Here is a 14,010-nt window from a genome sequence, read left to right as displayed (position 1 = left end):
AGCTGTGAAAACAATACGGAATAGGGTAAAATTGATTGAGAAGGTACGAGGGTGGAGATGATATTTTGCTGAGAGATGATGAAAAGCTGTTGGATAGTTTTGAACAGGTCTATCGTCTATTAGAGCAGGTGACAAAGAGCTTAACGGACCAGAAGTGTATATATGCCGAAAAGATCCGGCAGTGGGAAGATGAAATCAAAGCTTATGGTCGAATTATTGAGGAAATCTCCCTGCCCGCCAGGTTAATTCTCGAGCATATTTTGTTGTTAAAATTCAGATCAGGTCAAATGGCGATGGAAGCTGAAAATATTACACAGGTTTTTTCCGCCATCGGCGATGTTCGGGTTGAAAAGTTCGGTATCATCAAGATCACATCCGGAGATGTGGAACTCAGCTGGCGGGATGAATTATACAATTATCTTATCTATCCCGATAAGGTCGAACTACGGACCAATGATGAGAAGACAACCATAAAATTATTTTTCTCACAATCTTTTGAGGAAAAGGATATCCAAAAGTTTTCGGATATAAAAGAAAGTTTACAGCTATTGTATATCCATCCTTCTTTAGAGAAACATATACATTAACTGTGGAAAGAGAAAGGGGAGTATGGCGTTGAATTTGACGAAGGAAGATGTCTTAAAAGAGGCCTATGACAAAGGCGTAAAATTTATTCGGCTTCAATTCGTAGATATTTTCGGGGTGTTGAAAAATATTTCTATACCCATAGAACAACTGGAAAAAGCACTTGACGGTGAAATGATGTTTGACGGGTCCTCCATTGAGGGATTTGTACGAATTGAGGAATCGGATATGTATCTGAGACCCGATCCCAACACCTTTGTTGTTTTCCCGTGGCGACCGGCAGAAGGCGGCACAGCCCGGTTAATTTGTGATGTGTATAATCCTGATGGAACACCTTTTTATGGCTGCCCGCGCAATACGCTGAAACGCGTATTAGCTGAAGCCGCGGAAATGGGGTATAAATGCTACATAGGTCCGGAACTTGAGTTTTTCCTTTTCCAAGTGGATAGTGAAGGAAGACCGACATTGGTGACACACGATAAAGCCGGATATTTTGATCTGACGCCGGTGGATCTTGGGGAAAATGCCCGCAGAGATATGGTATTAGCTCTGGAACAAATGGGTTTTGAGATCGAAGCTTCTCATCATGAGGTTGCACCCGGACAGCATGAAATTGATTTTAAGTACGCGGACGCACTGGAAATGGCTGATAAGATGGTTACTTTCCGTTTTGTTGTCAGGACAGTTGCCCAAAGACATGGTCTGCATGCAACATTTATGGCAAAACCCATCTTTGGGATCAATGGTTCTGGCATGCATGTTAATCAATCGTTATTCAAGAACGGGAAGAATGTCTTTTACAGTCCGGAAGGACCCATGAACCTTTCTGAGGACGCTTATCATTATATTGCAGGAATTATGCATCATGCCAAAGCGTTTACAGCCATCACGAATCCGACGGTTAACTCGTATAAACGGCTTGTACCCGGATATGAAGCACCATGCTACATTGCCTGGTCAGGTCGGAATCGCAGCCCGCTCATCCGTATCCCCGCCAAAAGAGGGGCATCCACCCGAATTGAACTGAGAAGTCCAGACCCAACCTGTAATCCGTATTTGGCTTTAGCCGTCCAAATCAAAGCAGGTCTTGACGGAATTAAGAAAAAATTGAATCCGCCTGCCGCTGTTGATTTAAATATTTTTGCGATGGATGACAACGAAAGGAAAGCATTAGGTATCGATTCCTTGCCCGGCGATTTAAAAGATGCATTAGTGGAATTAAGCCAGGATGATGTGATCAAAGACGCTTTGGGTGAGCACATTTACTCCCGCTTTACCGCGGCGAAGACGGAAGAGTACGATAGCTTCCGTATTGCGGTTCATAAATGGGAGATTGACCGTTATCTCGAAACTTATTAACCTGAGATGATACTATTGGCTTTTATCATAGAGGTATCGTTTTCCTGCAGGCATGTAGCTGAACGATACCGTCTTTTTCTTTAGTATATCAGAAAAACTCTAAGTGACTTTCTGTGCCAGAAAGTCTGATTCACGTTCTGAACTACATAAGTGCAGCTATGGCTGCCGCCTTCGTCAAGGGACTTGGCGCCAGCCAAGTTTTACTTATTCTGTATATGTATCTGCTCATAGTAATGTTATCAATCGCTATTTTAGGTTGAAGCGGTTTCTGCGGATACGGATAAGTTTTTTTTCAGGGGGTATCATAAAATTGTTTGTTAGTCATTATAATCGGCTTGCCTTCGAATACATAGACAATTACATCCCCCCAAAAGCACCTTCCGTAACCATTATTGTTGGTCCTCAAGGACTGGGTAAGACCTGTCTCTTGACTCACTTAAAGGATAAAATGATCAACTCCGATACGAAGATTATCCTTATCGATGCGGCAAAATTCTCTAAAAAATATGCCTATGCTGCCCAAAACGGGACATTAAGCCCATTTCGTAAAGCGATGCGCACGTGTGATCTATTCCTGTTAGATAACATCAATACCTTGATCGGAAAGGAAAAAACTATCGAGGAGCTCTATCATACCATCGATCACATCATGACCCAAGGCGGAAAGTGCGTTCTAACCTATCGCGGCTGTCGGCCGAATTTTGACTTTTTAAATACCCGATTTGCTTCCCGATTAAAAAGCGGATTTACCGTCTATTTGCGCGAGCCGTCACCTGACGAACTCCGTGGTTTTATTCGATACTATCTTGCAGATCAGCCCGTGCTCCAACAACAAATCGAGAATGCGGAGGGTTTTTGCCGGCTGAATAATCTGACACAGATCAAAGAACTAGCAGAACTATGTCAAAAGAAAAGCGTTGAAACAGGCATCGCAAACGGCAATAGCCACCAACCAAAAGGATTACTCGAAAAAATGAAAAGCCTGGATAATACAGAGGCAAAAGTCAATGCTGTGACCGAATTTGTCTGTAACTGCTATCAATTAGAACCCACCGTGATCTTCGGCAATACCAAAAGAGCTGATGCTGTTGAAGCCCGCTACATGGCATTTCTTTTATTACATCAGGTGTTTCAGTGCTCATTTAAAGATATCGCCGCTATTTTTCAGAAAGATCAAAGAAATATAGCACAGCAATGTCTAAAAACCTTGGCAGAAAAGAATAAGATATTTGAATCCCTATCCCAAAGAATGTATAATACTGGAAAGGGGCAATATGATGAAAAATGCACGTAAAATCGCAGTTTTAACCAGCGGAGGAGACGCTCCCGGTATGAATGCAGCTATTCGTGCTGTCGTTCGTAAAGGGATTTACCACGATTTTCATGTTTTTGGCGTGTATCATGGGTATGACGGTCTATTAAACGGTGAAATAAAAGAGATGGCGCTTGGTTCTGTCGCGGATATCATTCATCGCGGCGGGACCGTTATAAGAACCGCACGGTGTGAGGAGATGTATTCTGCCGAAGGGCAGGAAAAAGCAGCACGGCAGCTAAAAAACCATGGCATTGAATACCTGATCGTCATCGGAGGAGACGGTTCTTACCGCGGTGCGGCTGCTATTGCCAAACACGGGATCAAGGTGATCGGCATTCCCGGAACCATCGATAACGATATCACAGGAACGGATTTAACCATCGGTTTTGATACTGCGGTAAACACGGTTGTTGAAGCGGTAAGCAAACTAAGGGACACCGCTTCCTCCCATGAACGCGCTTTTATTGTTGAAGTTATGGGGCGTAACTGCGGTGATATCGCTTTGAAAGCGGGACTGGCTATCGGCGCGGAATCCATATTGGTACCGGAAATAGCCTTTGATTTGGCTGAAATCAGTGAAAAACTGGTAAGAGGTTATCGGCGGGGGAAGAACCACAGTATTATTATTTGTGCTGAAGGTGCCGGTAATGTTTGGGAAATAGCCGAGAAGTTAAAGCAGCATTCCGGTTTTGAGACACGGGTCACGATCCTGGGGCATGTTCAGAGGGGCGGCGCGCCATCGGCAGCGGATGCGGTACTCGGTGCGGTCATGGGGGGTAAAGCCGTCGATGCCGTGCTGGAGGGAAAATCCGATATCATGATTTCTCACTATTTGAATCAGATCGTTGACAGACCGTTAGATCTTGCGTTTGGTCCGCGTACACCTTTTGACAGCCGGTTATATGAGCTGGCTAATCAATTAGCGATTTAACGCATCTTAACGCATCGATTCCAGCGGCTTATGCGATATAATAGTGAGTAACTATGGAAAACCTTACGATTGTCCATTGTGTGATATATATTATATAATTCCTAATACGATAGCGGAAGCGGCGAGGTGGAGAAAATAATGGAGCAGGTCTTTGTCATTGATATCGGGACCCGGGCGGTTATCGGTATCATTGCCCGTAAAACCGAAGAAGGCTATGAGATCGTTGCCAGTGCCCGGACGGAACACACGCAGCGATCAATGTATGACGGTCAGGTTCATGATGTCAATGAAGTTGCGAAAGCAGTATCTTTTGTCAAGCTGGAGATTGAAAATCAATTAAACTGCCGTTTAACCAAAGTGGCAGTTGCTGCAGCGGGAAGAGCGCTTTGTACGGAAACTGCCGCCATTATTCGAGAGGAAGTACTGCCCAAGCGCTGGGACCAGGAAGAAGTGCTTTCAATGGAAATGGAAGCCGTACAAAAGGCCATGAAAAAGATATCGCTTGGGGAAACAGAAGATGTCTTATTTTACTGTGTAGGATACAGTACCGTCATGCAGATCCTTGAAGATCAGGTGATCACAAGTCTTGTCGGACAACGTGGCCGTAAAGCAGAATTGTCTGTTATCGCGTCCTTCTTACCCAGAACCGTTGTGGATGGGCTAATCGCCGTATTAGCCAAGTCAGGGCTGGAAATGGAAAGCTTGACCCTCGAGCCTATCGCAGCGGGACTGGCAGCCATACCCGAGGATATGCGACGGCTTAATTTAGCGCTTGTGGATATCGGCGCCGGCACCTCTGATATCGCTATGACGAAAGACGGAACCTTCTTTGCCTATGGTATGGTGCCGATGGCTGGCGATGAAGTGACTGAAGCTATCTGTTCCCATTATCTCGTCGATTTTCACGAAGGTGAAAAGATCAAGAAACAGCTCAATGAAAACGAAGAGATCATTATCAAGAACTTCTTTGGTAATACGGCCGTCGTTCGGCGTCAAGAGATTCTCGAACTCATTGAACCAACGGTTAAAGTCATTGCCGAACGGATTGGCGGCGAGATCAGGCTTTTAAATAACAACAAAGCGCCGCAAGCTGCCATTTTGGTTGGCGGCGGAAGTTTGACTCCGCTTATCGCTGATTGCTTAGCCCAGGTGTTGCAATTAAAACGCAGTCGCGTCGGCATACAAGTCAGAGAGCGATTGCCGATGATTAAAGGTCAGGAGAAAGAATTAACAGGTTCGGATGTTATCACGTCAATTGGTATTGCCATATCTGCGCTGCTGGATAAAGGGCTTCATTATTATACGGTAACTGTCAATAACATGCGCATCCCTTTGTTTGAATTACAGATGGCCACCGTTGCTGAGGGGCTTTTAGCAGCAGGGCTCCAACCCAGGACATTCTACGGCCGACCAGGTGCTGCGCTTATCTATAAGTTAAACAACGATATTCAGGTTATCAAAGGCGAGCTGGGCACGCCGGCCCAGATCATTGTCAACGGTGAGATTGCCAAGCTTGATCAGCGGCTTCATCCCGGTGATGAAGTCACATTCGTATCTGGTTATTCCGGAAAAGATGCAGCAGCGCAAGTCAAAGATGTTATTGAATTCCCCCCGGCAAAAAAGATTATATGGAATGGCCGGGAAGAGGAGTTTAAAGCGCTTATTTATTTAAATAATAAACCAGCAGATCCCGAAGAATGGCTGGAAGATGGCTGCATCCTGCTTATCCGCAATAATGAGACCCTTGCCGATTTATTGAAATTAAAAGGAATTGTCCTCACCAAAACCAATACAAAAAAAGTGAAAGTGAACGGACAGTGGCAGGAATTAACATCAGCTCCGGAAATGTGGATCAATCAACTGGTTGCGGCAGCAGACAGCATAATTCATGAAGGTGATAGTATTGATTATATTGAGAAGAAGAAAACCATTCGTGATTTGAAGCTGCGTGCTGAGCCCATGCGGTTTAGTGTGAACGGCCAGCCATTTGACTTGCCGCCGTTTGAATTGAGGATCTTTTGTCAAGGTAAATTGATCAACGAGAATGACCTGGTAGAAGACGGAATGGAATTACGGGTTGAGGGCTTTTCCCGGCGGCCCATCTTGTCTGAATTGTTCCCCTACCTGAACTTGTCAGATAATACTGGAACAGGTGGTAAACTCGAGATGAAAGTGAACGGGAATGAAGCTCACTTTACTACGGAGCTTCATCAGGGAGATCGGATTATCGTCAACTGGATCAATAAATTTAACACAGCGAGCATGTAATGTTAAAAAAAAACCCCACATGGGGGGCATAGGCCATTGGCCCAGAGGCGGAAAGAGTAAAGGAGTATACCATCGCAGTATAGTTTAACCTCCGTGTTATGTCATGAATAATTGGCGAATTGTATAATTTAAGGGATGAATGGTTTTTTAACGTCTGCTGATTGCGCCAACTGTACCGCCCACAGCTCCAGCAATCGGTGTGACCAGAACTTTTTCCAAAATGATTTTCCAGGATGGTTCTCCTGTATAAAAGATGTAATAAATAATAATTGAAATAAGGAAAAAACCAATTCCGATCGCTAATCCATAAATGATCCCTTTTGTTCCGGCCTGGTATGAAATATAAATACTGGCAGCTAATACGCCGATACCTGCAGCAAGCAGGGAATAGAGCATCGATTCCTGTAACGATGTAAAGAAATAGAGAAGACTCAAAATGATCGTTAGCAGAAACGAAATGACGATGGCCATAACGATCCCTTTTGCAACGAGAGATAGTTGAAACGATTTGGGCATTGGGAAGCCTCCTTTGACCAAGAATTTTCCAGCAGTGCTTAACTGCTTGTATAATATAATCTGTACACCATATGCTTGACCATCAGCACTTATGCATCACCATTATTTATTCCAAATAAAGAGAGGGGCGGTATAATGTCAAAGAAATTGAGCCACGATTTTAAAAAGATGGCAGCCTTGGGTGAAAAAATAACCATGCTGACCGCTTATGACTATCCAACGGCGCATATATTGGAAAAGGCCGGTATCGACGTCATCTTAGTTGGTGATTCATTGGGGATGGTCGTACTCGGCTATGAATCAACAGTCCCTGTAACCATGGAGGATATGATCCATCATACGAAAGCCGTGCGCAGGGGTGCTCCGAATACGTTTATTATCGCTGATATGCCATACTTAAGCTACGCAACCCAAGCAGATGCACTTCAAAATGCTAAACGACTGATCCAAGAAGCGGGTGCCGATGCCGTCAAGCTAGAGGGCGGTGATGAGTATAGTTCAATCGTTCGTTTTCTTACCCAAGCAGGTGTATCCGTTGTCGGACATATCGGTTTAACACCGCAAACAGCAGCCCAATTGGGAGGGTATAAGGTGCAAGGTCAAGATATAGGCAGTGCCACTAAAATTTTGAGAGACGCCGGGATTTTAACTGAAGCGGGTATCATGATGCTGACACTTGAAGCGGTTCCGGCCGAGCTGGCGAAAAGAATAACCGAGACGATTTCGGTTCCTACGATCGGTATTGGGGCTGGGGTAGTTTGCAGCGGACAAGTCCTCGTAGTCCATGATTTGCTTGGCGTATATGATCGATTTGTACCATCCTTTGTCAAACAATATGAAAACCTGGAACCGCGAATTTTAGAAGCTGTCATGCGGTATTGCAGCGAAGTAAAAACATCGACGTTTCCTGCTCAAGAACATTCATTTAAACTCCATGATGATGTTAAACAAAAATTGTTCTAAACAGTACTCCACATAAATTAACGAAAAATATTTTATAATTTATGTTTTATGTGAAAATAATAATTATTTTATGTTATAATACAATAAAATTATTATTTGTTTTATTTAAATTGGAAGGATGAACCGTATTGAAATTGAAGGACAAAACGTATCATAAGTTTCTGGATTTTTTTGAAAAGGTGTCCAGGAAACACGAAGAAGATGAGTTTGAGATTGCCTATTCCGAAATACAGAGAGAAACCGGTGTGGCAAGCATTACTTTGAAAAAAGCTCTCCAGATATTGGAAGAAGATAAAGTTATCGAAATCAACCCTGGCAGGAATACGCGTTATGGAAGAATCCGATATTTAAATAAAACGAATAATTTTACAGCTAAAAACAATCAGGCAAAACTCGTCGTGATGTCTGCAGCCCATGAAGATAATACAAATAGTACACTTCAGTTAAAAACCATGGCCAGCCTAGTTGAACAACTTAGGCAAAGAGTGCGTACTCAGGAAATGACAATTTCTGTTATTTTAGATCGGCTGGCTGATTTAGAAGACAAAGTGCATTCGTGAAAAATGTGATATTTTCCAATCCTTTCTTGAAGATATTTATCTGAACTGGTGGTATAATTGAATTGATTCTGCTTCGTGCGTTCTGACTATCGTGGTTTTGATCCTACTTCTTTGACGGGAACTAAGCGGCTTGTCTAGTACATCAGGCTTTTCTGAAAAGAAGATGGAACAATAAGCCTAGGTGCCCACCTGCATGTGCAGGGTCAGAAACCAGGTGTCTAACGGCGAAGCGGGTAGAGGGTGTCCGTTCGGACATCCTTTATTTATTCTTGGAGGTTACAGTGAAAAACAAACGTTTTACAGCATTCATACCGCTCTTTATCCTGGTGCTTTATGAATTGATCTACCGCGGAAGCTTTTTAGCCATTTTAGAGTGGCTATATTATCAACCGGTCGAGTTTATCTTGAACTATGCGCTTATATTTGGGCTGATCAATCTCTTTTACATATTTCCCAGACGGATATACCTCACGATAGGAATGCTGATATTTGGATTTTTTTCTTTTGTTGGTTTAGTATGCCGCGAGAAGCTTTTACTACGCGGTGAGCCATTGCTGCCTTGGGATTTATCTCTTGGTAAGGAAGCGTTCAATGTCACCCAAGGAGGAAGCAGCGAATATCCGGTTTGGTTCCTCGTTCTGCTTGGCGCCATTGTCCTCTTTTCTATCCTATTTATTATTAAGGTTATCCCACGTGAAAACTACAGTGCCCCCCCAAAAGTCATGGTAGCCTTGCTGTCGTTTTTGCTGCTTTTTGGACTGACATACCAAATACCGCTGTCAGTATTTGATTTAAAGCTTATTCAATACAGCCAAAAATCCAATTATGACCGAAACGGTGTTCTTCTTGGCTTTATGCTCAATTATAAGTTCTATAAATCAAGTGCACCGGAAGAATATGACCAGGCGCGCATAAATCAGATTGTAAACCAAGTGAATAAGGCGTATATGGCCGATGCTGATTTTAACCCCAATGTCATTTTTATTCAGAGTGAGGCTTTTTGGGATCCAACTCTGCTGAAAACAGTGACATTCAGCCAGGACCCAATCCCATATTTCCATGCGTTAGAGAAAAATTACACCAGTGGCACCATGCTTGTCCCGGTTTTTGGCGGAGGCACCGTTAATACAGAATTCGAAATTTTGACGGGGTATTCCTGTTCGTTTTTAACACCTGGTGCAGTATCCTATGTCTGTTATGTCGACAGACAGCTTGATGCCTTGCCTGAGATTTATAAGAAACAGGGATATACATCAACGGCGATCCACACCTATGATAACTGGTTTTATCGCCGTAACCTCGTTTTTAATAACTTGGGTTTTGATAAATTTATCAGCAAAGAATTCTTTATTTCTCCTGAGAAAAAGGGAAGCTATATCCGCGATACGGAGCTGACCCAAAGAATATTGGATCAAGTGAAGCAAAGTGATAAACCGGATTTTATCTATGCTATCTCGATGGAGGCGCATGGCCCGTATTCATCCCAGGCAAACCCGGAAAATACCCTAACGGTTCAGAGTAACTTGACAGCTGAAAGCAAAAACGTCCTTGAAAATTATACGAACACCTTAGTCGATGTTGATCAATCCTTAAAAATGCTTATTGATGGTCTGGAGGCTATCAATGAGCCGACAATTGTTGTTTTCTACGGGGATCATTTGCCGGCTCTCGGAAACAATTCGGAGGTATATATAGAGTCCGGATATTTTCAGAATAACGGTGATCATGCGGAATATATTAAAAAATATTCGGTTCCTTTTGTGATATGGGATAATTTTACGGATCCGGCAGACCGAAAAAATTTGACAAATGATAATGAGAAATTGCGGTTGTCGTCAAACTTTCTAGGATCTTATGTCCTGGAAATGAGCAAAAAAGACGGAAATACGCTTACCAATTTCCTTTATGCGCTCTACAAAGAGGGTCATTCTGTTTTAGCGAATACGTATCAACGCAAATATGAAGAGCTCACAACCAAAGAGATTGCTGAATATGAACTCCTGCAATACGATACACTCTGCGGCGAGGCCTACACTTACGCGCTTAACCCGTCAGATAAACCGACGGAAAATACGTCATATATCCTCGGTGAAGGCAAACCGGAAATAGATAAGGTACGGAATATTGCCGATAACACGATCGAAATTCGAGGCATTCATTTTTTGCCGGATTTAAAAGTATATATCAATGGCAAGCCATATAAGACGACCTTTGTCGATTCAACGCTGCTATCGGTGTCTTTGGCTGAATCAGTTGTAGGGTCCGGTGATATGGAGATTAAGTTGGAGGCATCGGACAGTCTTGACAATATCATCATGGAGTCCAACACCTATACCTTCAAGCGGGCGGCAGCGGTATCGAATGCATCTGAATAGTCAATTACTTTATTACTTCCAGTGTATTGTGCTGAGGATTTGATTAATCCCTTGGAGTTGCACTTCTGAAAAGGATGTCGCATCCGTAAAGAAAGAAATCCGCAAAACCTGGGTATCGGCTTGTTTTTTTAACCAGTATTCTTTCCCGGAAATAGACAACCGATCACCAAAAGACGCTGTCCATTGGTCAATATAACCGCTTAGTCTGTAAACACTGGTTTTGGATAAGGAATACGCTTGGAAATCATAGCTGCTATTGGCTCGGCTAGCGACCAGGAATTGCTCCAGGTCGTTGATTTGCCATAACTGGATATATCCTCTGATCAGATATTTTTCATCGTGAAAGTAGTGGCTTAGTAAAACTTCTGTTTTATCATCATAATCATCTTCCTTGATTTGCGTTGTTGGCGGAAGTATAACGCTGAGATTGTCACCCAGATGATAGGCTTGTGTTTTTGAATTCATGGTGACCATGACGACGGAGGGTACCGGATTGAGGACAAGGAAATAGAAAGCAAGCAGCGCCGCAATGAGTATATGCTTTTTCATTGAACCCCTCCTAACGGTATGACATGGTAACAGGCTGTTACTTAATGTTATTGGAGTAGGGTTGGCAATATAACGTTACTTATTCAATTTTTTCTAAATTTGGCAGTGGTTCAATTGGGTTATGATTTTGTACTGTTTTTCCACTCTTGTTGGAAAATCGCGTTCATTTTTTGAGTGGCGGTGGGAGAAGGAATCGTCAGAGAGCCTTCGTGATAAATGACAAAGGTGGGGTAAGACCACGCCGAATTTGTCATCACAAAGGTTTTATCATCAAAGATACCATAATTATATCCAATGGATTTCTTACCCGGGTCTCGATAATAGCGCAGTTCGATTTGCGCTTCTTTCATCTTATCGATGGCATTGGGTGAGGTGATGACACAGGAGGGACTGACAATAACTTGAACTTTACAGCCTCTTTTTTTGGCTTCGATCAGGGCATCGAGGGTTGTCCCTTCGCTTAGCTGTTCCGTCTCGATTTTTATGCTTGCAGCTGCCGTATCGATTTGATTCAAGATCTGTGACTTGATATTAACCGTGGTTGCAAAGGTAATATTGTCTTCGTCCAATACCGGCATGTTTTCGCTGTCTAACGAAAGTGTAGTTGTGTAAGTCCAATCCTTACGGAAGGATTTTGCTATCGTCGTAACGGCATCTCCTGTTAGTTTGACGGCCATACTCTTATATTTGTAACCTTTTGTGCTCCAATCTTTGCCGTAAAAAACGGCTGTCTGATCGTCTATAACCAAATAACGAATGCGCTGGTACTGGCCTTTCTCGGCAGGGTAGTACTGGACGGATATGTTTTCATTTTTTAATTTTTTAATGGTTGCTTTGTTTTCGCGCTGCCATTGATCAAGCAGGATACGTGTTTCGATCCCGTCATGTGTTCTGGCAATGAGAAGAGTGATTATTTCTTGATCATCCAAGGATGTAAGCTGAATATAGATACTTTTTTTGGCATGTGAGATCAAGTCAATTGTCAGCTCATGGATCGCATTCTTGTCGGTATATATCGCATCAGCCGTCAGGTTGGACTCAGGCTTCTTTTCATCATTCGAAGAAGAAAAAATAGTGGTGCATCCTGACAGTAAACAAAATATCACGGTGATTAGTAGCAAATAGATCTTTATTTTAGCCAATGTTTTGCCGCCTTCGCATAAAAATAAATCTTCTTAACTATTATACATATTTTTGGAGAATAATAAAAAATTATTTCTAACCATTCAGGAAAATTATCTGATCTTCAGGGGATTTGGGGATAAGTTTATGGCTACGCTTAGAGGGAATTTATGGTAATGAACGAATTACTAATGTGAAATACCAGTGAAAGGAAGGACCCTCGTATGGAAACCCAATTCATGACTGAAGAGCAAGCTAAGTTGTGTCCCCGAAATGAAATTGATTTTGCAACAAAAATACACATCAACTGGTTGATTTACAAGGGTGAGGAAAATAAAGCCGTTGAGATTCTTAACGAATCGCTTCATGGTGGATTAGCGCCTTCTAAGTTATACTTGAAGACGGTTACCAAATTAATCGAAAAACAATTATTTAAGGAATCGCAGGAATACTTGGAAAAAGTGGTCGTTTATGCGGATGATCCAATGCAACTGGCTCAGATTTATTATCTATTGGCTCGCTGCTGTTACGGTCAGGGTTTTATCGATGATGCTCTGAATTATTTAAAAAACGCAACCGGTATCGAACCATGCAGTGAATTTGCCAACTTACAGGCGGATTGTCTCTTAGAGCTTGGAGAATGGGAAGCTGCGATCACGTGTTTAAATACGTCCTTACGCGCGTCACCAGGGAATGCAGAAACGATATACCGCTTAGGGTCCATCTTTCTGTTTCATGGTCAATATCGCGAAGCACTTAATTGCTTTAACGGCTGTTGTAAGGTCGTCCCGACGAAACCGGAATTTTTGGAAATGAAGGCAGAAATGCTCCTGAAAATGAATAAGATCAGCGCAGCAAGTGAATGCTTCCGCAAAGCTTTATACTATGGCGGTGACCTTCATCTCTATGCCAGACTGGCTTACTGTAAAGCGCAGGAAGGTGATTATAAAAAAGCACGATCATTACTGCAAAAGGCTTTAAAGCATGATCCAGACGATGTGGATGCCCTTTGTAATTTAGCGGGTGTTTATCATAACTTGCACCAGGACGATTTAGCGTATCGCTTATTACGAAAAGCACGCTCACTTAACAGCAATGATGCCCTGCTGTTAAATAATCTCGGTTTCATTTGTTATCAATTGGGCCGATCCCGCAAAGCCCTTGAATATTATAATGAAGCCCTGCTAATTGATCCTGCAGACAAAAACATTTTGTATAATATGAGTATCTGTATGGCGGAAAAAGGAATGTGGGACGATGCGCGAATGACACTGGAACGTTTGCTTTCCTTAGACAAAGCTTATACCGATGCTTGGATCCTGCTCGGAAATGTTTATGAGCAACAGGCAAACATTAGTATGGCGGTGGATTGCTACAATAAATCACTGGGGCTTGCGATGAAAAAAATCGGTTAATATCATGATGTTTATATGACTTCGTTTACTGATCTATGGCCACTGTTCACGA

General features: G+C 42.7%; 12 protein-coding genes and 1 other RNA gene. 10 read left to right on the top strand and 3 right to left on the bottom strand.

Annotation, left to right across the window (positions count from 1 at the left end; genetic code table 11):
• Positions 1 to 65 precede the first annotated feature (65 nt).
• The 5 genes from LPY66_RS11930 (at position 66) to LPY66_RS11910 (ending at position 6,458) form a co-directional block, all read left to right on the top strand.
• Entirely contained in the window at positions 66 to 587 is a 522-nt protein-coding gene (locus LPY66_RS11930) for a hypothetical protein (protein WP_337984553.1), read from the top strand.
• 28 nt (positions 588 to 615) lie between these two features.
• Positions 616 to 1,944, top strand: a complete 1,329-nt coding sequence (gene glnA / locus LPY66_RS11925; RefSeq protein ID WP_337984552.1) for a type I glutamate--ammonia ligase — start codon at positions 616 to 618, stop codon at positions 1,942 to 1,944.
• A 310-nt stretch (positions 1,945 to 2,254) separates the two neighbouring features.
• Complete coding sequence (locus tag LPY66_RS11920) at positions 2,255 to 3,238, top strand: DnaA ATPase domain-containing protein (RefSeq protein ID WP_337984551.1); 984 nt, start codon at positions 2,255 to 2,257, stop codon at positions 3,236 to 3,238.
• Entirely contained in the window at positions 3,219 to 4,190 is a 972-nt protein-coding gene (gene pfkA, locus LPY66_RS11915; protein ID WP_337984550.1) for a 6-phosphofructokinase, read from the top strand. The genes LPY66_RS11920 and pfkA overlap by 20 nt, the downstream gene beginning before the upstream one ends.
• Positions 4,191 to 4,328: 138 nt before the next feature.
• Positions 4,329 to 6,458 (top strand): cell division FtsA domain-containing protein, encoded by a 2,130-nt coding sequence (locus tag LPY66_RS11910; protein WP_337984549.1) that lies wholly within the window; start codon positions 4,329 to 4,331, stop codon positions 6,456 to 6,458.
• 147 nt (positions 6,459 to 6,605) lie between these two features.
• Here LPY66_RS11910 and LPY66_RS11905 read toward each other — a convergent pair whose 3' ends face one another.
• On the bottom strand, positions 6,606 to 6,974 hold the full coding sequence (locus LPY66_RS11905; RefSeq protein WP_337984548.1) for a TIGR04086 family membrane protein: 369 nt from the start codon (positions 6,972 to 6,974) through the stop codon (positions 6,606 to 6,608).
• 135 nt (positions 6,975 to 7,109) lie between these two features.
• On the opposite strand from LPY66_RS11905, the gene panB reads away from it, so the two are divergent.
• From panB to LPY66_RS11885, 4 genes are all read left to right on the top strand, one after another.
• Positions 7,110 to 7,937: a 3-methyl-2-oxobutanoate hydroxymethyltransferase gene (panB, locus tag LPY66_RS11900; RefSeq protein WP_337984547.1), complete on the top strand. Its 828-nt coding sequence runs from the start codon at positions 7,110 to 7,112 to the stop codon at positions 7,935 to 7,937.
• Between the two features lie 128 nt (positions 7,938 to 8,065).
• Positions 8,066 to 8,497, top strand: a complete 432-nt coding sequence (locus tag LPY66_RS11895) for a hypothetical protein (RefSeq protein ID WP_337984546.1) — start codon at positions 8,066 to 8,068, stop codon at positions 8,495 to 8,497.
• Between the two features lie 62 nt (positions 8,498 to 8,559).
• Positions 8,560 to 8,737: non-coding RNA, 6S RNA (ssrS, locus tag LPY66_RS11890), on the top strand.
• A gap of 41 nt (positions 8,738 to 8,778) precedes the next feature.
• The gene (locus LPY66_RS11885; RefSeq protein ID WP_337984545.1) at positions 8,779 to 10,872 is read left to right on the top strand and encodes a sulfatase-like hydrolase/transferase; all 2,094 of its coding nucleotides are present in this window, start codon (positions 8,779 to 8,781) and stop codon (positions 10,870 to 10,872) included.
• Between the two features lie 12 nt (positions 10,873 to 10,884).
• Here the strand turns inward: LPY66_RS11885 and LPY66_RS11880 are convergent, their stop codons facing one another.
• Together LPY66_RS11880 and LPY66_RS11875 are read right to left on the bottom strand one after the other, a co-directional pair.
• Entirely contained in the window at positions 10,885 to 11,421 is a 537-nt protein-coding gene (locus LPY66_RS11880) for a hypothetical protein (RefSeq protein ID WP_337984544.1), read from the bottom strand.
• A gap of 119 nt (positions 11,422 to 11,540) precedes the next feature.
• Positions 11,541 to 12,563, bottom strand: a complete 1,023-nt coding sequence (locus tag LPY66_RS11875) for a phospholipase D-like domain-containing protein (protein WP_337984543.1) — start codon at positions 12,561 to 12,563, stop codon at positions 11,541 to 11,543.
• Between the two features lie 204 nt (positions 12,564 to 12,767).
• Between LPY66_RS11875 and LPY66_RS11870 the strand changes: the two genes are divergently transcribed.
• The gene (locus tag LPY66_RS11870; RefSeq protein WP_337984542.1) at positions 12,768 to 13,958 is read left to right on the top strand and encodes a tetratricopeptide repeat protein; all 1,191 of its coding nucleotides are present in this window, start codon (positions 12,768 to 12,770) and stop codon (positions 13,956 to 13,958) included.
• Positions 13,959 to 14,010 lie beyond the last annotated feature (52 nt).

Source organism: Dehalobacter sp. DCM, assembly GCF_024972775.1.
In the GTDB taxonomy this organism is placed as follows: Bacteria; Bacillota; Desulfitobacteriia; order Desulfitobacteriales; family Syntrophobotulaceae; genus Dehalobacter.
This window is presented reverse-complemented; position numbering and strand designations above follow the sequence as displayed.